Genomic DNA, 21,606 nt, shown 5'->3' with positions numbered 1-21,606 from the left:
CTCAGGCGTCAGTGCGTCAATCCAGATACGCGACGGTGACCACTTCGTACTCGCGTTGGCCGGCCGGCGCGTCGATGGTGACCGAATCGCCTTCCAGCTTGCCGATCAGGGCGCGCGCCAACGGCGAAGAAATCGCGATCATGCCCATCTTGATGTCCGCCTCCAGATCGCCAACGATCTGGTAGCGCTTCTCTTCGTCGGTCTCGGTATCGGCCAGGGTCACGGTGGCGCCGAACACGATCTTGCTGCCGGCCGACAACTTGGTGATGTCGATGATCTCGGCATGCGAGAGCTCGCCTTCCAGCTGCTTGATGCGGCCTTCGATGAAGCTCTGCTGCTCACGCGCGGCATGGTATTCGGCATTTTCCTTCAGGTCGCCGTGCGCGCGCGCTTCGGCGATCGCACTGATCACCGCCGGACGCTTGACCGACTTCAACTGATCGAGTTCTTCGCGCAGGCGCAGCGCGCCCTTCGCGGTCATGGGTGCTCTCATGCTTCCAGCTCCTTGTGCAGTTCCTGCAGCGACCAGACAGGGCCGGTGCCGCGGAATTCCAGCGAATGCACCAGCGCCTTGGCGCCGGCGACAGTGGTCGAATAGGTCACGCGATGCTGCAGCGCTTCACGACGGATCGAGAACGAATCCGAGATGGCGGCGCGACCTTCGGTGGTGTTGACGATATAGACGATCTCGCCGTTCTTGATCGAGTCGACGATATGCGGGCGGCCTTCGGCCACCTTGTTGACGATCTCGCAACTCAGCCCATTCTGTTGCAGCCAGGCACCGGTGCCGCGCGTGGCCACCAGGGTGAAGCCGCGTTCCACCAGCGCCTGCGCCACCGGCAGCACGCGCTTCTTGTCCGGGTCGCGCACCGAGACGAAGGCCTTGCCCACCGGCGGTGCCTTGATGCCGCCGGCTTCCTGCGCGCGCGCAAACGCGGCGCTGAAGCTGCGGCCCACGCCCATCACCTCACCGGTGGAGCGCATCTCCGGCCCGAGGATCGGGTCCACGCCCTGGAACTTGGCGAACGGGAAGATCGCCTCCTTCACCGAGTAATAGTCCGGCACGATTTCCTTGGTGGCGCCCTGCTCCGCCAGCGTCTTGCCGGCCATGCAGCGTGCGGCGATCTTGGCCAGCGGGATGCCGATGGCCTTGGACACGAACGGCACGGTGCGTGAAGCACGCGGGTTCACTTCCAGCAGGAACACCACATCGTCGCCAGCCTCATCCACCTGCACCGCAAACTGGGTGTTCATCAGGCCGACCACGTTCAAGCCTTCGGCCAGCATCACCACCTGGCGACGCAGCTCGGCCTGGGTCTTGGGCGAGAGCGAATACGGCGGCAGCGAGCACGACGAGTCACCCGAGTGCACGCCGGCTTCTTCGATGTGCTCCATTAGGCCGCCGATCAGCACGTTGCCGTCCTTGTCGGCAATGATGTCCACGTCCACTTCCACCGCATTGTCGAGGAAGCGGTCCAGCAGCACCGGCGAATCGTTGGACACCTTCACCGCATCGCGAACATAGCGCGCCAGATCGGATTCGCCGTACACGATTTCCATGGCGCGGCCGCCCAGCACGTAGCTCGGGCGCACCACCAGCGGGTAGCCGATCTCGCGCGCCAGCACCAGCGCTTCTTCCGGGTTGCGGGCAATGCGGTTCGGCGGCTGCTTCAGGCCCAGCTTGTCGACCAGCTGCTGGAAACGCTCGCGGTCTTCGGCCAGATCGATCGAGTCCGGCGAGGTGCCGATCACCGGCACGCCGTTGGCTTCCAGCGCGCGCGCCAGCTTCAGCGGGGTCTGGCCGCCGTACTGCACGATCACGCCCTTGGGCTGTTCCAGCTCGACGATTTCCAGCACGTCTTCCAGCGTGAGCGGCTCGAAGTACAGACGGTCGGAGGTGTCGTAATCGGTGGAGACGGTTTCCGGGTTGCAGTTGACCATGATGGTCTCGTACCCGTCGTCGCGCAGCGCCAGTGCCGCATGCACGCAGCAGTAATCGAACTCGATGCCCTGGCCGATGCGGTTGGGGCCACCGCCCAGGATCATGATCTTGTCGCGATTGGTCGGCAGCGCTTCGCATTCGTCCTCGTAGGTCGAATACAGGTACGCGGTGCTGGTGGCGAATTCGGCCGCGCACGAGTCGACGCGCTTGTAGACCGGGCGCACCTTCAGCGCGCGACGCAGCGTGCGCACCGATTCTTCGTTGCTGCCGATCAGCTCGGCCAGGCGCGCATCGGAGAAACCGGCGCGCTTGAGCTTGCGCAGACGCGGCGCGTCCAGCGCGGCCATGCCATCGTCGGCCAGCTGCTGCTCGTGGCTGACGAGTTCTTCGATCTGATCCAGGAACCAGGGGTCGATGAACGACAGCGCATACACCTCGTCCACGCTCATGCCGGCGCGGAACGCATCGGCCACATAGAACAGACGCTCCGGGCCGGGGGCCTTGAGCTCGCGCTTGAGCGCAGCGATATCGTCTTCGCTGCCCAGATCCAGGCCGGTCGGGTCCAACCCGATCTTGCCGGTTTCCAGGCCGCGCAGCGCCTTCTGCAGCGATTCCTGGAAGGTGCGGCCCATCGCCATCACCTCGCCCACCGACTTCATCTGCGTGGTCAGGCGCGCATCGGCCTGCGGGAATTTTTCGAACGCAAAGCGCGGAATCTTGGTGACCACATAGTCAATCGACGGCTCGAACGAGGCCGGGGTCAACCCACCGGTGATCTCGTTGCGCAATTCGTCCAGCGTGTAGCCCACCGCCAGCTTGGCGGCGACCTTGGCGATCGGGAAACCGGTGGCCTTGGACGCCAGCGCCGACGAACGCGACACGCGCGGATTCATCTCGATCACCACCACCCGGCCATTGGTCGGGCTGATGCCGAACTGCACGTTGGAGCCGCCGGTATCGACGCCGATCTTGCGCAGCACTGCAATGGACGCATCGCGCAGGCGCTGATATTCCTTGTCGGTGAGCGTTTGTGCCGGCGCCACGGTGATCGAGTCGCCGGTGTGCACGCCCATCGGGTCGAGGTTTTCGATCGCGCAGACGATGATGCAGTTGTCCGCGGTATCGCGCACAACCTCCATCTCGAATTCCTTCCAGCCCAGCACCGATTCTTCCACCAGCACTTCGGTGGTCGGCGACAGTTCCAGGCCGCGGCCGACGATATCGATCAGTTCTTCGCGGTTGTAGGCGATGCCGCCACCGCTACCGCCCAGGGTGAAGCTGGGGCGGATGATGGTCGGGTAGCCGACGCGGGTCTGGATATCCAGCGCTTCTTCCAGCGTATGCGCCACTTCGGCCTTGGGGCAATCCAGGCCGATTTCGCCCATCGCCACGCGGAACAACTCGCGGTCTTCGGCCATGCGAATCGCTTCGCGCTTGGCGCCGATCAGCTCGACGTTGTACTTCTCCAGCACACCGTGGTCGGCCAGGTCCAGCGCGCAGTTCAGCGCGGTCTGCCCGCCCATGGTCGGCAGCAGCGCATCGGGCTTTTCCTTGGCGATGATCTTTTCGACCGTCTGCCAGTTGATCGGCTCGATATACACCGCATCGGCCATGTCCGGGTCGGTCATGATCGTGGCCGGGTTGCTGTTGACCAGCACCACGCGGTAGCCCTCGTCGCGCAGCGCCTTGCACGCCTGCGCGCCGGAGTAATCGAACTCGCAGGCCTGGCCGATGACGATCGGGCCGGCGCCGATGATCAGAATGGTTTTTAGGTCGGTGCGCTTTGGCATGGGGGTCCTCAGTAAAGTCGGTCCTGCCACGCCGCAGGGGCGCGCCAGGTAATCTGGTTGGGCGATCGGGCATCGATCGCACCATGGTCGACCGCGGCGCGAACCTCTCGCTGCATCGCGGCCCAGCTCGGAGCGGCCGCGCCAATGCGCGCGCCGATCGTGTTGTTGTGGGCATCCATCGCCCGACTGGCGTTGCCCTGCCCGCCGCGCTCCATCACCGCCGTCACCAAATCCACGCAACGCGGGGACAAGGTGTAGGCGACGATGGCGCTTGCAAGGCTGTGCCGATACGCATCGGCCGGGCCGTTGCGTCCACCTGCCAGCCCAGCGCCGAGCCACTGCGAATACACCGCAACCAGCACGAACGCCGGATAGGCCGCCAGCGCCAGCGCCGCCAACACGTACACACGCCAACGGCACGGTCGCGACGGCAGAGCCAGCGACGCCATCATCAGGCCCTGGCCGCCATCAACGCGGTAAACCGGTCGAACAACGGCCCCACATCGCGCGGGCCCGGCGAAGCTTCCGGGTGGCCCTGGAACGAGAACGCCGGTGCGTCGGTCAGGGCGATGCCCTGGTTGGTGCCATCGAACAGCGAGCGATGGGTGACCCGCACATTGGCCGGCAGTGTGGTTTCGTCCACCGCAAAGCCATGATTCTGCGAAGTGATCATCACCCGCCCGCCATCCAGATCCTGCACCGGGTGATTGGCGCCGTGGTGGCCGGTGGTCATCTTCACCGTCTTCGCGCCGGCGGCCAACGCCAGCAGCTGATGGCCCAGGCAGATGCCGAAGGTGGGCATCTTCTGCGCGATCAGTTCCTTGATCGCGGCAATCGCGTAATCGCAGGGTTCCGGGTCGCCCGGGCCGTTGGACAGGAACACGCCATCGGGCTGCATCGCCAGCACCTCGGCCACCGGGGTCTGCGCCGGCACTACGGTGACGTCGCACCCGCGCTCGGCCAGCATGCGCAGGATGTTGAGCTTCACGCCGTAGTCGTAGGCCACGACCTTGAACGTGCGTCCTTCGACAGAGTTCGCACCTGCATCTGCGGACTTGCCACTATTCAACGCACCGAGGCCGAGAAAGGCGTCGGAGTTCAGATCGAGCGAGCCTTCCTGCCAGGTGTAACGCGTCTCGGTGGAGACCACCTTGGCCAGATCCATGCCCTTCAGGCCGGGGAACTTGCGCGCGGCTTCCAGCGCCTTTTCGACGTCGATCTCGCCGGCCATCAGCGCGCCGTTCTGGGCGCCCTTCTCGCGCAACAGGCGGGTCAGCTTGCGGGTGTCGATGCCGGAGATGGCGACTACGCCGCGGGCCTGTAGCCACTCCGGCAAGGCCACCTGGCTGCGCCAGTTGCTGGGGCGGCGCGGCACATCGCGCACGATCAGGCCGGCGGCCCAGATCTTGCGGGCTTCGTCATCCTGGTCGGTAAAGCCGGTATTGCCGATGTGCGGATAGGTCAGCGTGATCATCTGGCGGGCGTAGGAGGGATCGGTCAGGACTTCCTGATAGCCGGTCATGGCGGTGTTGAACACCACTTCACCGACAGAAAGCCCGGTGGCGCCTACGGATTCGCCCTCGAACACGGTGCCGTCTTCGAGGACAAGGATTGCGGGTTGGGTCACGTGGGGGTCTCGCTCTGGCTGCCTGGGACTCCGATGCGCTTCCGGCCAAATTCCGGTTGCAGCAAAGCGCGGACGCGGTGCTGGGGACCGGTCCGACGCTGGTTCGGGCAAGCGAGAATTGTAAAGGCAAGTGCCCCGGCTTGCCAGCCTGCAGCGCAGTCAATGCGCCGGGCGCATCGCAACGGCGGCATGAATACGCCGCGCAACCGTGCAATTGTTCATACGCGGTTGCGCGATGTCTTACAGCACCAGGTCGCGTACCCGGTAGCTGCCGGCCGGCCGGCCAATCAGGCGTTTGGCCGCGTGCAGGGCGCCGCGCGCGAAGATGTCGCGATTGGTGGCGCGGTGCACCAGCTCGACGCGCTCGCCCAGCCCGGTGAACTGCACCGTGTGCTCGCCGACGATATCGCCGGCCCGTAGGCTGGCAAACCGCGGCTGCGCCCCGCTGCCGGTGGCAGCTTCGCCCAGCGTCAATGCGGTACCGGATGGCGCGTCCTGTTTGTGGACGTGATGCGCTTCGATGATGTCGCAATCCCACCCTGGCAAGGTGCCGGCGGCACGCTCGACCAATTCGGTGAGCACCGCGACACCCAGGCTGAAGTTGGAGGCCCACACCAACGGAATCTGTTGCGCAGCATCGCGCAGCGCGGCGCGTTGCGCCTCGTCCAACCCGGTGGTGCCGGACACCAGCGGCTTACCGCGTTGCGCGCACAGCGCCAGGATCGGCGCAAAGCCTTGCGGCAGGCTGAAGTCGATGGCCACATCGAAGGCTGGTGCACCGCCCAGTTCGCTGGCGGCAAAGAACGGCACGCCGTCCACCACGCGCTGCGATGGCGAGCGCCCTACCACCGCGCCGACGACATGCAACGCGTCGTCTTCAGCCGCCAGGCGCAGCAATGCCTTGCCCATCCGCCCGGAGGCGCCGTGGATCAACACTTTTACAGGGGACGTTGTCATGCCCGCAGGCTAGCGAGGCGGTGGAGGTTGCACAAGGTGCGGGAATCGGGAATCGGGATTGGGGAATCGTCAGAGCGGTGTGTGCGGTCTGAGCGATTGTTGGGGATGTCGTGGTTTGGTGGATGTGGAGCCGCTTGTGGCTTGTCGTGTTGACGTTTGCAGTGGCGCCGCGGCTGGCTGCGCGCATCTGTGGAGACTGCGCGTGCTCGGCGATGCGCTTGGGCCTTCAGCGCCGCCGCAGCGCGTGACGTTAGCTTTGCGCTGATTTTTGCGCGGTTGGCTAGCGGCCAATCACTGACCGCAGAGCGCGACGACTGCCCGGAGCGGCTAACAAAACGTAGCGAGCAGTGCACAGCTGGGTGTGCACGGCGCGCAGCAACCGACGCGTGCGAGTCGTACAAGAGAATTCCGAGCACCGGCCGCGCCCGCCTGGAGGTGAGCACGGTGGTTTTTTGTTAGCTGCTCTTTATTCGTCGACGCCGGTCAGGCGCCTGCTCCAGCTCTCCACTTCGCTGCGCTGCAGGCGGCGCTCGAACAAGGCCTGCCACGACGGCACCAACGGAAGACGTAGCAGCTCGGTGATGGCCGCGACATCGACTTCGCGTGCATACAGCACCTGCTGTACCCGCGACAGGCTCCACTTCGGATGCGGCCGCTCCTGCAGTGTCAGCGTGTCGCCGGAGGCCACGGCACCGGGCTGCAGTACGCGGTAATACCAGCCGGTGCGGCCGGTTTCCTGCACCCGGCGCGCCATGTCGCGCACACCGAAGCGGTCCGACAGCTTCCAGCACGGTTGACGCAGCTGCGAGACCTCCACCACGGCCGTGCCCAACCTAAAGCGATCGCCAAGGCAGACCGTGGCCTCGGTCAGGCCGGTGCTGCTCAGGTTCTCGCCGAACGCGCCGGCCGCTTCCAGCAGTGCATGCGCGCCAATCTCGTTGCGCCAGGCAGCGTAGTGGTCGCGCGGATAATGATGAATCGCCTTGTCCGGCCCGCCATGCACGCGCCGGTCGCCCTGCTCGTCGCCTTGCAAGCCTTCGACACCGACTTGCAGCGACCCGTGCACGACGCGCTTGTCGATCGCGCTGCGGCTACCGGGGCGGGTGAAGTCGCGCGCAACACCAATTGCGACGCTATCGATGTGCGTGGCAACCGGCGCTTGCGACACCAACGCAGGCGATGTCATGCGCCCTGCCCTGGCAGTTCGGCCAGCGCCTCGCGTAGCACCTCACCCAGCACCTGGATGCCGGCATCGATCTTCTCGCCCGGCACGGTGACGAACGACAGCCGCAGCGTGTTGACTTGCGGCAAGGTCGCAAAGAACGGCGCACCCGGCACGAAGGCGACATTGCGTGCGATCGCACGCGCCAGCAGCACGGTGCCATCCAGACCCGGCGGCAGCGTCACCCAGAGGAACATGCCGCCTTCGGGGCGGTTCCACTGCACCTGCGCCGGGAAGTGGCGGTCCAACGCGTCCAGCATGAGACTGCACTGCCGCGCGTACAGCGCGCGGATCTGCGGGATATGCGTGTCGAGAAAGTCGTCCTGCAGCGTCTGATACACCATGCGCTGGGTGAACGAAGGCGTATGCAGATCGGCCGCCTGCTTGGCCTGGATTAGCTTGCCCAGCACCGCCTCCGGCGCGACGACATACCCCAACCGCAACCCGGGCGCCAACACCTTGGAGAACGAGCCCATGTAGATGACGCCTTCCGGGTTCATCGACAGCAGGCTCGGCAGGGGTTCGCCGCTGTAGTACAGCTCGCCGTACGGGTCGTCTTCGACGATCGGCACACCGGCCTCGGCCGCACGCGCGACCAGCGCCTGACGTCGCGCCAATGGCAGGCGACGACCAGTGGGATTCTGAAAATTGGGCAGGCAATACAGAAAGCGCGCATCGGCCAGCAGCGCCGGATCCAGCGCATCCACCACCACGCCATCGTCGTCCGATGGCATGCCGACAAACGCTGGTTGGAACAGCGAAAACGCCTGCAATGCGCCCAGATAGCTCGGCGTCTCCACCAGCACCTTGCTGCCTTCGTCGATGAACACCTTGCCGAGCAGATCCAGGCCTTGCTGCGAGCCGGTGGTGATCAGCACCTGGCTGGGCCGGATCGTGGCGCCATCGCGACTCAAGCGCGCGGCCACCCATTCGCGCAATGGCGCATAGCCTTCGGTGGGGCCGTATTGCAACGCTGCCTGCGGCGCATCGCGCAACACCTGATCGCTGGCCGCGCGCATGCGCTCGACCGGAAAGGTCGCCGGCGATGGCAGACCGCCGGCGAAGGACGTCACCTCCGGCCGCTCGGTCACCTTGAGGATTTCGCGAATCGCCGAACTGGTCAGCGCCTGCGCACGTCGGGAGATCTGGAAGGAGGTCGTCATACCGCAAGCATACCCAACGCCCGTAATGCAGGCGCTGTGCACTGCAGCGTGCGTGCTGCGATGTAGAGCGCTGACAGAACGTGGCGAGCCGTCGTCAGGTGGGTGTGGACGGCCGCGCCTAGAACCGGAGCGGACGAGTGGACACTGCCGCACCGAGCATCGGCCGCGCCCAACTGGCGGTGCGCGCAGTCGCGTCGTTAGACGGTCTTGGCGGCAGTAGAAGGCACCGTGGTTACCGGCTACCGATACGCCGGACCAACCCAGGCGGTGCCTTCGCTACGCGTGATCAAGGTCTTCCAGCGCTTGCGCACCACCTTGTCGCGCGAACGGAAAGTCATGCGCAGACCCGGCAGGCCGAGCGTTGCGCGTGTTTCGACCATCGCCGATTGCTCATCGGGCGCGATCTCGATCTTGGTAATCGAATGCTTGTAGTCCATCAGTTCTTCCGGCTCCGCCACAGAGCGCATCTGCTGCAGCACCTGTGCCCACTCGCCGTTGGACTTGCAGTACTTGGCGCGATTGACGGTCTCGCGTTTCTGATGGGAGTCCATGCGGTACAGCACCACCATTTCGAATTCCGGCGCGGTCATGGCGCAGAGCGCCTCACCATCCTGACTCACCATCGCCTTGTCGTGCGCCGCGTAGAAATCGCGCACCTGCGTCTCGTCGAGCGCGTTGCCGCCATAGTTGTACAACCCCGCAACCGCGGCCAAAACCGCCAACAACACCAGCAAACGCATGTACTGCCCCCTGTCACGCCGCGTCCTGCGGCCGTGCAAGTTTAACCGAGGCGAACGGGATCAGTGCTTGCGTGTTGGCACTGGGCCGCAACTGTCGCAACCACCGCAGGCCGCACTGCTTTGCGTGGCCGGCGGCGCCACGCGTCTCCCCAGGGTCTGCATCCAGGCCGGTCGCCCATCGCGCAGCAACGCGAGTGCCAGCGCGCCGCGCATGCGTCGCAAGGCGCTCGGGAATTGCTTCTTCATCACCACCCAAAGACTGACCAGCACTGCGATAGCGATGACCACGTATTGCAGGGTGAGCGAAAGATCCATGTCAGCCGGCGCCAAACAACACGGCCAGCTGGTAGGTCACCAGCGAGGCCAGATACGCCAGTGCGAACAGGTAGACCGCACTGATGGTCATCTGCTTCCACGAGTTGGTTTCGCGCTTGATCGTGGCCAGGGTGGAGATGCACATCGGCGCGTAGATGTACCAGACCAGCAGCGACAGCGCGGTGGCCAGCGACCAGCCGTCGCTGATCAGCGGCGACAAGGCCTGCGCCGCTGCGTCGTCATCGGCAGCCGACAACGCATAGACGGTGGCCAGCGACGCCACCGCCACTTCGCGCGCGGCCAGGCCGGGAATCAACGCGATGCAGATCTGCCAGTTGAAGCCCAGCGGCGCGAAGAACACCGCCATCGCGTGGCCGATGCGGCCGGCAAAGCTGTAGTCGATCGGCGGCAAGGTCGCATTGGCCGGCGCGGCCGGGAACGACAGCAGGAACCACAGCAGAATGGTCAGCGCCAGGATGATGCCGCCGACGCGCTTGAGAAAGATCACCGCGCGTTCCCACAAGCCCAAGGCCAGGTCGCGCAGCTGCGGCACGCGGTACGACGGCAGCTCCAGCATCAAGGGATGCTCGCTTTTGTCGCGACGCCACTTCTTCATGGTCCACGACACCAGCAACGCGCTGACGATGGCGGCGGCATACAGGGCGAACAGGATCAGCCCCTGCTGATTGAAGATGCCCCACACGGTTTTCTGCGGAATGAACGCACCGATCAACAGCGCGTACACCGGCAGGCGCGCCGAGCACGTCATCAATGGCGCGACCATAATGGTGGCAAGGCGATCGCGCGGGTCCTGGATGCTGCGCGTGGACATGATGCCCGGCACCGCGCACGCAAAGCTCGACAGCAACGGAATGAACGAGCGCCCGGACAAGCCGGCTGCCGCCATCATGCGATCAAGCAGGAATGCCGCACGCGGCAGATAACCGGATTCTTCCAGTGCCAGGATGAAGGCGAACAGGATCAGGATCTGCGGCAGGAACACGATCACCCCGCCCAGACCGGCAATGATGCCGTCCTTGAGCAGACTGTTGAGCGGGCCCTCCGGCAGCGTGGTGCCCACCCATTCGCCCAGCAATGCGGTGCCGGCATCGATCAGGTCCATCAGCGGCGTGGCCCAGGCGTACACCGCCTGGAAGATCAGGAACATCACCACCGCCAGCGTCACCAGCCCCCAGATCGGGTGCAGCAGCCAGCGGTCCAGCGCATCGTCCACGCGCGAGGTCCGCGTCGGCATGGTCACCGCCGCGCTCAGGATCTGCCGCACCTGCGAATGGTAGTTGCCGTCGGCAGGCGGCGTGGCGGTCGGTGCCGCCAGGCTGGCGGCCTGCGCATCGATGCGCTCGACCAGAGCCTTGGCGCCACCGCGCCGCACCGCAACGGTCTCCACCACCGGCACGCCGAGCGCCTGCTCCAGCGCCGGCAGATCGATCACGATGCCACGCCGTTGCGCGGCGTCGACCATGTTCAGTGCCACGATCATCGGCCGCCCCAACTCGCGCAGCTCCAGCGCAAAGCGCAGATGCAGGCGCAGGTTGGTGGCATCCATCACGCACACCAGCACGTCCGGCGCCGGCTCGCCGGGGTAGAAACCACGGCACAGGTCGCGGGTGATCGCTTCGTCCAGGCTGGCCGGTTGCAGGCTGTAGGCGCCTGGCAGATCGAGCACCGCAAAGTCGCGACCGGACGGCGCACGGAAATGCCCTTCCTTACGCTCGACGGTGACGCCGGTGTAGTTGGCTACCTTCTGGCGACTGCCGGTCAGCTGGTTGAACAGCGCGGTCTTGCCGCTGTTGGGGTTGCCCACCAGCGCCAAACGCAGCGGCACGGCCGCCGCATTCATGCCGATGCTCCGTCTGTCCGCACCTGCACGCGCGCGGCCTCGCTGCGGCGCAGGGCAAAACGCGTGTAGCCCACCTGCACCAGCAACGGTTCGCGGCCGACCGGCCCGGTGGCCAGCACGGTCACTTCCTCGCCTGCGACAAACCCCAGCTCGCGCAGGCGCCGGGCGATCGTGTCGTTGGGGAGACGATCCTCCACGGAGTCCACGATAGCGGCGCGATGCAAAGGCATGTCGGACAGCGTCACAAAGACGGCCTGATTGTTAGGAATGGTTCTCAATTCTAGCATCGACGCACCGCGTCATGGCTCCGGCGACCCGTGCCGCTATCATGGTTCGCATCCCATTCATGGACGTATGCGCAATGCAGGACACCGGCTTGATCGTTGAGGACCAGGGACCGGTCCGCAGCTTGCGACTGCACCGCCCGACCGTCCACAACGCCTTCGATGCGACCTTGATTGCCGCGTTGACCGACGCACTGCAGCAGGCCGGCACGGCGGCGCACATTCGCGTGGTGATCCTGACCGGTGACGGCGGCGCCTTCTCTGCCGGCGCCGACCTGCACTGGATGCGCGGCATGGCCACCGCCAGCGAGGCCGAGAATGCCGCCGATGCACTGGCGCTGGCGCGCCTGATGCGCACGCTCGACGAACTGCCCAAACCCACCATCGCGCGCGTCAATGGCGCAGCCTTCGGCGGCGGCGTGGGGCTGGTGGCGTGCTGCGATATCGCCATCGGCTGCACCGAGGCGCGCTTCGGCCTGACCGAGAGCAAGCTGGGGCTCTTGCCCGCGGTGATTTCGCCGTATGTCATCGCCGCCATCGGCGCACGCCAGGCGCGCCGCTGGTTTGCCACCGGCGAGATCTTCGACGCCGGCACCGCGCAGTTGCTGGGGCTGCTGCATCAACTGGTGGCGGCCGATCAACTGGACATTGCGGTGGAGCGGCAGGTGCGTCTGCTGCTGGCGGCCGCGCCGCTAGCCGCCAGTACGGCCAAGTCGCTGGTCCGTTCGGTGCTGCCGGCTGCCGACCGCGATGCCATCGATGCCGCCAACGCCGCGTGGATCGCCCGCTTGCGCGTCTCGCCCGAAGGCCAGGAGGGCCTGGGCGCATTCCTGGAAAAACGCTCGCCGGCCTGGATGCCGGAGAACGCGGCATGAGCGTGATCGATCATGTGGGACTTGCATGCAGCGACCTGGGCGCCAGCGTGGCGTTCTATCAGGCCGCATTGGCTCCATTGAACATTGCATTGATCACGGAGCTGAGTGCAGAACAAACAGGCACCCGCGCCCACGCCGGCTTCGGTATCGAGCGGCCAGTTCTCTGGCTGGGCGCCGACCCACAGGCGCCGGGCAATACGCATCTGGCGTTGGCCGCCACCCACCGCGCCGAGGTCGATGCGTTTCATCGGGCTGCGCTCGCTGCAGGCGGCCGCAACCATGGTGCACCTGGCCTGCGCACGCAGTATCACCCTGACTATTACAGCGCTTTCGTACTCGACCCCGATGGCAACAACATCGAAGTGGTCTGTCACTGCGCCGCATGAGCACGTTAACGATGTCTTTCACTGATGATTGTCGACGCGCCGCAGCGACCTTGCGCGGTGTGGTGTTGGTCGCTGTTCGCACTACTGCAGGCAGCGGGGCTCGCGCATGAGCGACTTCGTGCGCATTGTCGAGGTCGGCCCGCGCGATGGGCTGCAGAACGAGGCGCAACCGATCGCCACCGCCGACAAGATCGCGCTGATCGATCGGTTGTCGGCCACCGGCCTGCGCACCATCGAGGCGACCAGCTTCGTCAGCCCGCGCTGGGTGCCGCAGCTGGCCGACGCAGCCGAGGTCTTCGCCGGCATCGCCCAGGCGCCAGGCATCGCCTATCCGGTGCTGGTGCCGAACCTGCAGGGTTACACCCGTGCGCAGGCAGCCGGCGCGCAGGAAGTGGCGGTCTTCACCGCAGCGTCGGAGGCCTTCAACCGCACCAATACCAATGCCGGTATCGACGAATCGATCGAGCGGTTCCGGCCGATCCTTGCACAGGCTGCCAGCGACGGCGTGCGCGTGCGCGGCTACGTCTCCACGGTGCTGGGTTGCCCGTATCAAGGCGAGGTGCCAGTGGCCGACGTGGTGGACGTCGCGCAGCGGCTGTACGCGCTGGGCTGCTACGAAATTTCGCTGGGCGACACCATCGGCGTCGGCACCCCGCGCAAGGCGCGCCAGATGCTGGCCGCGGTGGCAGAGGTGGTGCCGATGCACGCGCTAGCTGTGCATTTCCACGACACCTATGGGCAGGCGCTGGCCAATATCGCCGCCTGCCTGGAGCAAGGTGTGCGCGTGGTCGATGCCGCAGTGTCCGGCGCCGGTGGTTGCCCCTATGCCAAGGGCGCCAGCGGCAATGTCGCCAGCGAAGACGTGGTGTATCTGCTGCACGGCTTGGGCATATCGACCGGGATCGACCTACCTGCCCTCGCCCACACTGGCCGCTGGCTGGCGCAGCTACTGGGCCGCGACACCGGCAGCAAGGTCGGCAAGGCGCTGGCGGCCGCCGGCTGACACCGCGCTGCTGCCGTTGCAGCGGCAGCGTCCACCGGCGCGATCACGCAAAAGCTTCGGCTAGAATTGCCGGCCGCCTCGTCCACCGTTCGCGTGCCGGCATCCGCCGCCATGCTTGTCTCTACCAGGGAACCACCGCATGCAGTCATCCTCTGTTCTTGCCGTCATCACCGGTGGCGTGTCCGGCCTGGGCCTGGCAGTGGCGCAGCGCATCGTGGCCGACGGCGGCAAGGTCGCGTTGTTCGACGTCAATGCCGACAAGGCCGATGCAGCGCTGGCCTTGCTGGGTGCCGGCAACGCGTATTACTTCGCCACCGATGTCACGGATGAGGCGCAGGTTGCCGCCAATATCGCGCAGGCCGCGCAAGCGCTAGGCGGGCTGAATCTTGCGCTGAATTGCGCCGGCATCCTCGGCGCCGGCCGTGTGCTGGGCAAGGAGGCGCCGATGCCGCTGGCGACCTTCCGCACCACCGTGCTGGTCAACCTGGTCGGCAGCTTCAATGTCGCCAAGGCCGCGGCCGATGTGATGCAGCACAACGCTGCCGGCGACGATGGCGAGCGCGGGGTGATCATCAACACCGCCTCGGTGGCCGCTTATGAAGGTCAGATCGGCCAGGCGGCCTATGCCGCCAGCAAGGGCGGCGTGGTCAGCATGACCCTGCCGATGGCGCGCGAACTGGCGCGCTTCGGCATCCGCGTGATGACGATTGCACCGGGCGTGTTCTGGACCCCGATGGTCGACGGCATGCCCGAGGCCGTGCAGCAATCGCTGTCCGCCTCCATCCCGTTCCCGTCGCGCCTGGGTCAACCCGACGAATACGCCGACACCGTCGCCTTCATCCTGCGCAACCGCTACCTCAACGGCGAAACGATTCGCCTGGACGGCGGCGTGCGGTTGGCGCCCAAGTAGGCCGGGAATGGGGAATCGAGAATGGGGAATCGCAACGGCGCCCTACTCTCAGCACCCCGCTACCAGCTTTTCCGATTCCCCATTCCCTACTCACGATTCCCATGAAAGCTAACGACATCAAGAAAGGCAACGTCGTCGAATACAACGGCGGCATTTACCAGATTCGCGACATCGAGCGCAGCTCGCCGCAGGGGCGCGGCGGCAACGTGCGCTTCCGCTTCATCATGTACAGCGTGCCGGGCGGCATAAAAACCGATGCCAGTTTCGATGCCGACGACAATCTGCCCGAAGTGGAACTGCTGCGTCGCCTGTCCACGTTTTCGTACAAGGATGGCGAAGCGTTCGTGTTCATGGACGACGAAGACTTCACGCCCTACACGCTGGACGCCGATGTGATCGGCACCGACGCCGGCTACATCACCGATGGTTTGACTGGCATCTATGTGCAGGTGATCGACGACCAGCCGGTGGCGGTGCAGCTGCCGCAGACGGTGACGCTGGAAGTGATCGAGACGCCCCCGGAGCTCAAGGGCGGCACCGCCACCAAGCGTCCCAAACCGGCCAAGCTCAACACCGGCATGGAAATCATGGTGCCCGAGTACATCACCAACGGTGAGCGCGTGCTGGTCAACACCACCACCGGCGAATTTGCCGGCCGCGCCGACTGATGCGTCGCCTGGCCGTTGCCCTGACGTTGGGGCTGCTGGCTGCCTGCACCACGGAACCGGCCCCTGCGCCGGCCTCCGCTGCGGTCGCCTGCACCGATCCCAAGGTGGAAGAAGAATGGCTGCAACATCCGGCAGGCCTGTGCGGCATGCCGGAGGATGTGCGCAAGCTGGTGGAGGACTACGACACCTGCGAACACTTCGCCGGTGAAGAGCCCTACGACGCCGACCGTCGCCACGAAATCGAAGTGGCGATTGCGCAGTTCTGCACACCGGCACCGGCACGCCTTGCCAAGCTGATGCAGCGGTACCGCAACGATGCGCAGGTGAGCCAGTGGTTGCGGCAATACGCCACCCAGGCGGAGTTGCAGCCGGCAACTTGAGCAGTGCGTGCGAGAGATGTACCGGTTTGCTGCGCACTCGATGGCAGCAAGCCGCTCTTCCATGCTGAAACATGCTTAATAGCGCGCATTTCTCGCTGGTGTTTGCGCGGAAACGCTACGTGCGCGCGGTCGTCGGCAACGAATAGCTCGCTCTGTCTAGAAGCGCCACCTAGTCGCACGCCCGTCCGGTTCTCGGCTGCACTTGCACAACGTCTGCAGCGCCATCACCAACCGATGCAGACGCCACCGTTATTGCTCGCCAAGCGCCTGCTGCACCGGCACGGCCGCAGCTGCCTGCACCGGCTGTGCAAGCACCCGCAGTCGTGCACGCAGTCTTTCCACGTTCGCCTCACCCTGCTCCAGACCGTCGCGCAACTCGGCTGGCAACTGTTGTCGGCCCAAGGCCTGCAATTGCTTCCAGCCATCGGCCAAGCCGCTGCTCGCCTGGGCGACCTGCGCGCTCACCCGTTGTTGCTCGTCCGCCTGCGGCAGTCCGTAGCCGGGGCCATCGAAACCGGAGTCATCGAGAAGCGCCGCCGGGTGACTGAGCTGCGCCTGCCGGGCGAATAGGCTCTGCAGCTGCTCCTGCACTGCTGCACGCTCGGCAATGCCGGGCCGCAACAGGCGCTTGAGCGCATCGCGCGCCACCAGTTCCTGCCGCCGTAACGCGGCTTGTTCCAGCAGCAATGCGGCTGCGGTTTCGCGCAGGCCACCGCGCTCGAACCACTGCGCGCGTGCACCAGGCGCGGCATCCAGCCATTGGGCCACACTCGTCTGCGGCACCGGGATACCGCGTCGAAGCACATCGAACATGGCCTGATAATGCGCGGCCGCCGATTCGAAGTAATAGCCCTGACGTGTGGCCTGCGCGCGGTCGTCCAGCACGCGCAGATCGGCAAGGCCGGCACGCTGCAGGCGCTGGCGCACGCCACGCGGAGTGATCGATGACAGGCCGGCTGCGGCCAGACGCGGCACCCCGTCGTGCAACAACTTGTAGGTTTCCACCGCGCAGTTGTTGCTGATGAAGTAATAGCGCCCGTCGTAGCTCCAGTGCACCTGCGCGGCGCGCGTGAGCAAAGCAGCGATCTCATCCGGGCTCAGCGCCAGCGGCACCGACGACAGGGCACGCAGTTCCACCTTGGTGTATTCGTCGATAACCTGGTTCAACGGCAGCACGAACAGCCGCGACGGATACGAGCCGGTCAGCCCGCGCCAGCTGGAGATCTGCACATCGCCAACGAATGCCCGAAACGACAGCACGCGGTGATACTGCAGATCCAGCCGGCACGCCGGCCCTTGCACGCGACCGGGCGCGCAGATCACCAAGCGCAACATGCTGTGGCCCCAGCGACTCATCGGCTGCTCGTTGCCTTCGGCAAGCAGATAGTCCACCGCATAGACCCGCGATGGATCCAGCGTCAGCAACGACATCGCACCGGCATCGTTGTCGGCCTGCAGATACGGCAAGGTCGGCGCGCATGCTGCCGCCTCCTGCAGCGGCCCTAGCCGCTCGGAAAACCATGCCGCCAGCGCGGGACGGCGGCAGGCGTAGTCCGCATCCAGCACGTAATGCTCGAGATTGACCGCAACAAATTCGGCCGGGCTATGTCGCTCGTACGCATCGGGACTACGGTCGCTGAAACGGTTTACGCCGCGTCCGACCCGCCAGGGACGCACCTGCCAGCCGGCAAGATCGCGCAGGCGTGGGTCGCGCGACAAGCTGCTGCCGGTGCCACGGTCGCGCACATGCGCCAGTTCGTGCACCACCGCTGCCATCGCCGCCCGCGTGGCTGGCGCGCCGATGTCGGAGCGTGCGCTGGCGGATTGCACGCTCCAGGCTTGCAACAACGCATGATCGAGCAGGATGCGATTGCCGATCGCGCGGCCGTGCACCTGCGCCGGCAGATCGCGGCGCCACTGCAATTGAATGGGCGCCGCATCGCGCGCTACCCAGCCCGGCGGCAAGCGCTGTAAGACTTGCTGCACCAGCGCCTGGCTGGCAGCGCGCTCTGACGGAGTCAACTCCGATGCGACAACCGTCACCTGCAGCTGAGGCGAAAGCTGCGATTGCGCTTGCGCCGCCGGTGCGATCGCTGCGGCCAGCCACAGCCATGCGCACCGGCGGCGACGATTCACTGCGCCAGGATGGACTGAGCCAGTTCCAGATCGCTGGACACACGCGCCGCATCGCTGCGACTGCGCAATTGCAGCAACGCCGCTTCCAGACGCGCGCCGCGAATGGCGCCATCGCTGGCGACAAAGCCGGCCGCATCTTCGCGTGCGTCGGCAACCACCTTGTCGTCGCCGGAACTGCTGCTGTTGGACGAACCGGCGGACGATGCACCGGCCGAAGTACCCGCAAGACTGGATGCGGCGGCTGCCAGCGGCAGCAGGGTCAAAGCACAAAACACCAGAGAGCGCATCATCGGCGTGTCGATTCCATGTGAGGTAATGAAGAGACTACCCGGCAGGCGTCGCGCCGGGCACGTTGTCCATGTCGAACAGCTTGCCGGGATTCAGCAAAAGCTGAGGATCCAGCACATGTTTGACGCCACGCATCAGCGCGATTTCTGCGGCAGAGTGCGTGCTCCACAGGTACGGCTTCTTGACCAGGCCAATGCCGTGTTCGGCGGAAATGCTGCCGCCAAAGCGCTGCAACGCGTGCGCCAGCACCTTGGTGACCTGCTCGCAGGCCGTCACAAAATCAGCTTGGCTGGTGTCGTCGGGCTTGAGCACGTTGATATGCAGGTTGCCGTCACCGATATGACCGAACCACACCACATCGAAGTGCGGATACGCCTCGCCAAGCAATGTCTGGGTTTCGGCCAGAAACGCCGGCATTGCCGAGATGCGCACCGACACGTCGTTCTTGTACGGCGTATAGCGCGCCACCGCTTCGGTGATGCCCTCGCGCAGCCGCCACAGTTGCGCGGCCTGCGCATCGCTCTGGCTGATCACCCCGTCGCTGACCCAGCCCTGCTCCATGCAGGTTTCAAACGCAGCCATCGCGGCAGCTTCCTGCGCTGCATCGCCGGCCGCGAACTCGGTGACCACGTAATACGGGTGGACCTCGGCAAACGGTGCCTGCGCGCCGTGCGCGAGCACGTGCTCCAGCGCGCGGTCGGTGAAGAACTCGAACGCTTCCAGACGCAGCTGCGCGCGAAACGCGGCAAACACCTGCATCAATACCTCGAACGAGGGCAGTGCCAGCAGCATCACATTGCTCGGCGGCGGCGGGTCGGTCAGCCGCAGCGTCGCTTCGACCACGATGCCGAGCGTGCCTTCGGAACCGATCATCAGATGACGGAAATCGTAGCCGCTGGAATTTTTCACCAACGCATTGTTGAGCTCGAGCAACTCGCCGCCACCGGTGACCACTTTCAAACCGGCCACCCATTCGCGCGTGTTGCCATAGCGGATCACGCGAATGCCACCGGCATTGGTGGCGATGTTGCCGCCGATCGAGCAGGACCCGCGTGCGGCGAAATCCACCGGGTACACCAGACCATGATCGCGCGCGGCGTTGTGCACCGCTTCCAGCGGCATGCCGGCCTGCACGGTGAGCGTGCGATCCACCGCGTTGAAGTCCAGCGGCTTGTTCAAGCGTTCCAGGCTGAGCACCAGCTCGCCGTTGGCGGCCACCGCGCCACCGGACAACCCGGTACGGCCGCCCGATGGCACCACCGCCACGCCTTGCGCATTCGCCCATTGCACCACGGCCTGCACTTCTTCGACCGAGCCTGGCAGTGCAATGGCCAGCGGGTTGGGCGTCCAGCGCCGGGTCCAGTCGCGGCCGTAATGCTCCAGGTCGGCCGGCTCGGTCTTCAAACGCAATGCCGGCACGGCCTGTTGCAACGAAAGAATGCGGGGATCGGTCATGGGGCACGGCGCGGCAGTAGGAACCGCACAGCGTGCCAGTGCGCGCCGGCCTCGTCCAGTTGCGCCGTGGTGCGCTTGCGCTGCGTTGGATTCAGCTGAAACCGTTGCAGCGCAAGGGATTGCCGCGTGCAACCCATGCATGGCGAGCGCCCAATCCGGCACCTCATCTGGCATAGTTGCCGACCCGATTGCTGCAATGCGCTCCCCCATGTCGCCGAAGAGAACCTCGTTTCCCAAGCAGGACATCCGCGTCCTGTTGCTGGAAGGCATCAGCCCGACCGCCGTGGATGTGTTCCGCGCCGCCGGTTATTCGCAGATCGAATTGCACGCCAAGTCGTTGCCCGAAGACGAGCTCATCGCGCGCATTGCCGACGCGCACATCGTGGGCATCCGCTCGCGTACGCAGTTGAGCGCCGAGGTGCTGGCGCATGCCAAGCGGCTGATGGCGGTGGGCTGCTTCTGTATAGGCACCAATCAGGTCGACCTGGATGCGGCCGAGCTGGCCGGCATTCCGGTGTTCAACGCGCCCTACTCCAACACCCGCAGCGTGGCCGAGCTGGTGATCGCTGAGGCGATCCTGCTGTTGCGCGGCATCCCGCAAAAAAATGCCGAATGCCATCGCGGCGGCTGGTCCAAATCGGCTGCTGGCAGCCACGAAACGCGCGGCAAGGTGTTGGGCATCGTCGGCTACGGGCACATCGGCACCCAGGTTGGCGTGCTGGCCGAGTCCTTAGGGATGCAGGTGATCTTCCACGACATCGAAACCAAGCTGTCGCTGGGTAACGCCCGTGCGGCGATCGACCTGGACGACCTGCTGGCGCGCTCGGACGTGGTGACGCTGCATGTGCCGGAGACGCCATCCACCAAGGACATGATCGGCGCGGCAGAAATCGCTCGCATGAAGCCTGGCGCGCATCTCATCAACGCCTCGCGCGGCACCGTGATCGATATCGACGCGCTGGATGCGGCACTTACCTCCGGCCAGATCGGCGGCGCGGCGGTGGACGTGTTCCCGGTCGAGCCCAAGGGCAACGGCGATGCATTCGAATCGCCGTTGATCGCGCACGACAACGTGATCCTGACCCCGCATGTGGGCGGCAGCACGCTGGAAGCGCAGGACAATATCGGCATCGAAGTGGCCGCCAAGCTGGTGCGCTACAGCGATAACGGCAGCACCTTGTCGGCGGTTAATTTCCCGGAAGTGACGCTGCCCGAGCACCCCGACAGCCTGCGACTGCTGCACATCCACCGCAACGTGCCGGGCGTGCTTTCCAAGATCAACGAGCTGTTCTCGCGCCACAACGTCAACATCGACGGCCAGTTCCTGCGTACCGATGCCAAGGTCGGCTACGTGGTGATCGACGTCAGCGCCAGCGAGGCGCAGGCCACCGCGCTGAAGGAAGGCCTGGCCTTGATCGAAGGGACATTGCGGACGCGGATTTTGTATTGATCGGTTGGTACAGGAGCGGCCCTCATCCGGCGCTTTGCGCCACCTTCTCCCGCAAGCGGGAGAAGGGAGTGCAGGTCATCCTTCTCCACCTACCCCCTTCTCCCGCTTGCTGCCTTCTCTCGCTTGCTGCCTTCTCCCGCGCTTGATCCCTTCT

21 protein-coding genes and 2 other RNA genes are annotated in these 21,606 nt (G+C 65.5%); 7 read left to right on the top strand and 16 right to left on the bottom strand.

The features are described 5' to 3' along the window. Positions 1-16: 16 nt before the first annotated feature. The 13 genes from greA to ASF90_RS04395 form a co-directional block, all read right to left on the bottom strand. Positions 17-481 (bottom strand): transcription elongation factor GreA, encoded by a 465-nt coding sequence (gene greA / locus ASF90_RS04445; protein ID WP_193552439.1) that lies wholly within the window; start codon positions 479-481, stop codon positions 17-19. A gap of 8 nt (positions 482-489) precedes the next feature. After that, positions 490-3,732 carry a carbamoyl-phosphate synthase large subunit gene (gene carB / locus ASF90_RS04440; protein ID WP_055846488.1) on the bottom strand — a complete coding sequence of 1,081 codons (3,243 nt, stop codon included), beginning with the start codon at positions 3,730-3,732 and terminating at the stop codon, positions 490-492. An 8-nt stretch (positions 3,733-3,740) separates the two neighbouring features. Next, positions 3,741-4,184 (bottom strand): hypothetical protein, encoded by a 444-nt coding sequence (locus ASF90_RS04435; RefSeq protein ID WP_055846485.1) that lies wholly within the window; start codon positions 4,182-4,184, stop codon positions 3,741-3,743. After that, positions 4,184-5,359, bottom strand: coding sequence for a glutamine-hydrolyzing carbamoyl-phosphate synthase small subunit (gene carA, locus ASF90_RS04430; RefSeq protein WP_055846483.1), 1,176 nt, complete (start codon positions 5,357-5,359; stop codon positions 4,184-4,186). The genes ASF90_RS04435 and carA overlap by 1 nt, the downstream gene beginning before the upstream one ends. A 240-nt stretch (positions 5,360-5,599) precedes the next feature. Further along, a complete protein-coding gene (gene dapB, locus ASF90_RS04425) occupies positions 5,600-6,316 on the bottom strand; it encodes a 4-hydroxy-tetrahydrodipicolinate reductase (RefSeq protein WP_055846480.1) in 717 nt (238 codons plus the stop codon). A 325-nt stretch (positions 6,317-6,641) separates the two neighbouring features. Next, positions 6,642-6,717: non-coding RNA, sX9 sRNA (locus ASF90_RS21380), on the bottom strand. 65 nt (positions 6,718-6,782) lie between these two features. Further along, on the bottom strand, positions 6,783-7,502 hold the full coding sequence (locus tag ASF90_RS04420; RefSeq protein WP_055846477.1) for an MOSC domain-containing protein: 720 nt from the start codon (positions 7,500-7,502) through the stop codon (positions 6,783-6,785). Next, complete coding sequence (locus ASF90_RS04415) at positions 7,499-8,701, bottom strand: PLP-dependent aminotransferase family protein (RefSeq protein ID WP_055846475.1); 1,203 nt, start codon at positions 8,699-8,701, stop codon at positions 7,499-7,501. The genes ASF90_RS04420 and ASF90_RS04415 overlap by 4 nt, the downstream gene beginning before the upstream one ends. Before the next feature lie 68 nt (positions 8,702-8,769). Continuing rightward, positions 8,770-8,847: non-coding RNA, sX9 sRNA (locus ASF90_RS21375), on the bottom strand. Positions 8,848-8,940: 93 nt separating this feature from the next. Beyond that, entirely contained in the window at positions 8,941-9,441 is a 501-nt protein-coding gene (locus tag ASF90_RS04410) for a hypothetical protein (RefSeq protein ID WP_055846472.1), read from the bottom strand. Between the two features lie 60 nt (positions 9,442-9,501). Beyond that, positions 9,502-9,756, bottom strand: coding sequence for a DUF6587 family protein (locus ASF90_RS04405; RefSeq protein ID WP_055846469.1), 255 nt, complete (start codon positions 9,754-9,756; stop codon positions 9,502-9,504). A gap of 1 nt (position 9,757) precedes the next feature. Continuing rightward, the gene (locus ASF90_RS04400) at positions 9,758-11,617 is read right to left on the bottom strand and encodes a ferrous iron transporter B (RefSeq protein WP_055846466.1); all 1,860 of its coding nucleotides are present in this window, start codon (positions 11,615-11,617) and stop codon (positions 9,758-9,760) included. Further along, positions 11,614-11,862, bottom strand: coding sequence for a FeoA family protein (locus ASF90_RS04395; protein ID WP_055846464.1), 249 nt, complete (start codon positions 11,860-11,862; stop codon positions 11,614-11,616). The genes ASF90_RS04400 and ASF90_RS04395 overlap by 4 nt, the downstream gene beginning before the upstream one ends. A 116-nt stretch (positions 11,863-11,978) precedes the next feature. On the opposite strand from ASF90_RS04395, the gene ASF90_RS04390 reads away from it, so the two are divergent. The 6 genes from ASF90_RS04390 (at position 11,979) to ASF90_RS04365 (ending at position 16,123) form a co-directional block, all read left to right on the top strand. Continuing rightward, the gene (locus ASF90_RS04390) at positions 11,979-12,776 is read left to right on the top strand and encodes an enoyl-CoA hydratase-related protein (protein ID WP_055846461.1); all 798 of its coding nucleotides are present in this window, start codon (positions 11,979-11,981) and stop codon (positions 12,774-12,776) included. After that, a complete protein-coding gene (locus ASF90_RS04385; RefSeq protein WP_055846458.1) occupies positions 12,773-13,162 on the top strand; it encodes a VOC family protein in 390 nt (129 codons plus the stop codon). Before ASF90_RS04390 ends, ASF90_RS04385 begins: the two co-directional genes overlap by 4 nt. 106 nt (positions 13,163-13,268) lie before the next feature. Beyond that, the gene (locus ASF90_RS04380) at positions 13,269-14,165 is read left to right on the top strand and encodes a hydroxymethylglutaryl-CoA lyase (protein WP_055846456.1); all 897 of its coding nucleotides are present in this window, start codon (positions 13,269-13,271) and stop codon (positions 14,163-14,165) included. A gap of 139 nt (positions 14,166-14,304) precedes the next feature. Beyond that, positions 14,305-15,075 (top strand): SDR family oxidoreductase, encoded by a 771-nt coding sequence (locus tag ASF90_RS04375; RefSeq protein WP_055846453.1) that lies wholly within the window; start codon positions 14,305-14,307, stop codon positions 15,073-15,075. Positions 15,076-15,176: 101 nt separating this feature from the next. Continuing rightward, the gene (gene yeiP, locus ASF90_RS04370) at positions 15,177-15,743 is read left to right on the top strand and encodes an elongation factor P-like protein YeiP (protein ID WP_055846450.1); all 567 of its coding nucleotides are present in this window, start codon (positions 15,177-15,179) and stop codon (positions 15,741-15,743) included. Continuing rightward, on the top strand, positions 15,743-16,123 hold the full coding sequence (locus ASF90_RS04365; protein ID WP_055846446.1) for a hypothetical protein: 381 nt from the start codon (positions 15,743-15,745) through the stop codon (positions 16,121-16,123). The genes yeiP and ASF90_RS04365 overlap by 1 nt, the downstream gene beginning before the upstream one ends. A gap of 249 nt (positions 16,124-16,372) precedes the next feature. Here the strand turns inward: ASF90_RS04365 and ASF90_RS04360 are convergent, their stop codons facing one another. The 3 genes from ASF90_RS04360 to ASF90_RS04350 are packed head-to-tail and all read right to left on the bottom strand — an operon-like array spanning position 16,373 to position 20,002. Continuing rightward, positions 16,373-18,259, bottom strand: a complete 1,887-nt coding sequence (locus tag ASF90_RS04360) for a DUF4105 domain-containing protein (protein WP_055846443.1) — start codon at positions 18,257-18,259, stop codon at positions 16,373-16,375. Continuing rightward, positions 18,256-18,549 (bottom strand): DUF2388 domain-containing protein, encoded by a 294-nt coding sequence (locus tag ASF90_RS04355; RefSeq protein WP_011036997.1) that lies wholly within the window; start codon positions 18,547-18,549, stop codon positions 18,256-18,258. The genes ASF90_RS04360 and ASF90_RS04355 overlap by 4 nt, the downstream gene beginning before the upstream one ends. 34 nt (positions 18,550-18,583) lie before the next feature. Continuing rightward, positions 18,584-20,002 carry an FAD-binding oxidoreductase gene (locus ASF90_RS04350; protein WP_055846440.1) on the bottom strand — a complete coding sequence of 473 codons (1,419 nt, stop codon included), beginning with the start codon at positions 20,000-20,002 and terminating at the stop codon, positions 18,584-18,586. A gap of 208 nt (positions 20,003-20,210) precedes the next feature. Between ASF90_RS04350 and serA the strand changes: the two genes are divergently transcribed. Beyond that, entirely contained in the window at positions 20,211-21,452 is a 1,242-nt protein-coding gene (serA, locus tag ASF90_RS04345; RefSeq protein ID WP_055846438.1) for a phosphoglycerate dehydrogenase, read from the top strand. Positions 21,453-21,606 lie beyond the last annotated feature (154 nt).

Source organism: Xanthomonas sp. Leaf148 (assembly GCF_001423585.1).
Lineage (GTDB): Bacteria > Pseudomonadota > Gammaproteobacteria > Xanthomonadales > Xanthomonadaceae > Xanthomonas.
This window is presented reverse-complemented; position numbering and strand designations above follow the sequence as displayed.

Excerpts from the sequence above, each read along its gene's own strand:
- serA (WP_055846438.1), top strand. The coding sequence starts at position 20,211 with ATGTCGCCGAAGAGAACCTCGTTTCCCAAGCAGGACATCCGCGTCCTG.
- ASF90_RS04350 (WP_055846440.1), bottom strand. The coding sequence starts at position 20,002 with ATGACCGATCCCCGCATTCTTTCGTTGCAACAGGCCGTGCCGGCATTG.
- greA (WP_193552439.1), bottom strand. The coding sequence starts at position 481 with ATGACCGCGAAGGGCGCGCTGCGCCTGCGCGAAGAACTCGATCAGTTG.
- ASF90_RS04410 (WP_055846472.1), bottom strand. The coding sequence starts at position 9,441 with ATGCGTTTGCTGGTGTTGTTGGCGGTTTTGGCCGCGGTTGCGGGGTTG.
- carB (WP_055846488.1), bottom strand. The coding sequence starts at position 3,732 with ATGCCAAAGCGCACCGACCTAAAAACCATTCTGATCATCGGCGCCGGC.
- ASF90_RS04365 (WP_055846446.1), top strand. The coding sequence starts at position 15,743 with ATGCGTCGCCTGGCCGTTGCCCTGACGTTGGGGCTGCTGGCTGCCTGC.
- ASF90_RS04415 (WP_055846475.1), bottom strand. The coding sequence starts at position 8,701 with ATGACGACCTCCTTCCAGATCTCCCGACGTGCGCAGGCGCTGACCAGT.
- yeiP (WP_055846450.1), top strand. The coding sequence starts at position 15,177 with ATGAAAGCTAACGACATCAAGAAAGGCAACGTCGTCGAATACAACGGC.
- dapB (WP_055846480.1), bottom strand. The coding sequence starts at position 6,316 with ATGACAACGTCCCCTGTAAAAGTGTTGATCCACGGCGCCTCCGGGCGG.
- ASF90_RS04385 (WP_055846458.1), top strand. The coding sequence starts at position 12,773 with ATGAGCGTGATCGATCATGTGGGACTTGCATGCAGCGACCTGGGCGCC.
- ASF90_RS04405 (WP_055846469.1), bottom strand. The coding sequence starts at position 9,756 with ATGGATCTTTCGCTCACCCTGCAATACGTGGTCATCGCTATCGCAGTG.
- ASF90_RS04380 (WP_055846456.1), top strand. The coding sequence starts at position 13,269 with ATGAGCGACTTCGTGCGCATTGTCGAGGTCGGCCCGCGCGATGGGCTG.
- ASF90_RS04400 (WP_055846466.1), bottom strand. The coding sequence starts at position 11,617 with ATGAATGCGGCGGCCGTGCCGCTGCGTTTGGCGCTGGTGGGCAACCCC.
- ASF90_RS04390 (WP_055846461.1), top strand. The coding sequence starts at position 11,979 with ATGCAGGACACCGGCTTGATCGTTGAGGACCAGGGACCGGTCCGCAGC.
- ASF90_RS04420 (WP_055846477.1), bottom strand. The coding sequence starts at position 7,502 with ATGACATCGCCTGCGTTGGTGTCGCAAGCGCCGGTTGCCACGCACATC.
- ASF90_RS04435 (WP_055846485.1), bottom strand. The coding sequence starts at position 4,184 with ATGATGGCGTCGCTGGCTCTGCCGTCGCGACCGTGCCGTTGGCGTGTG.
- ASF90_RS04375 (WP_055846453.1), top strand. The coding sequence starts at position 14,305 with ATGCAGTCATCCTCTGTTCTTGCCGTCATCACCGGTGGCGTGTCCGGC.
- ASF90_RS04355 (WP_011036997.1), bottom strand. The coding sequence starts at position 18,549 with ATGATGCGCTCTCTGGTGTTTTGTGCTTTGACCCTGCTGCCGCTGGCA.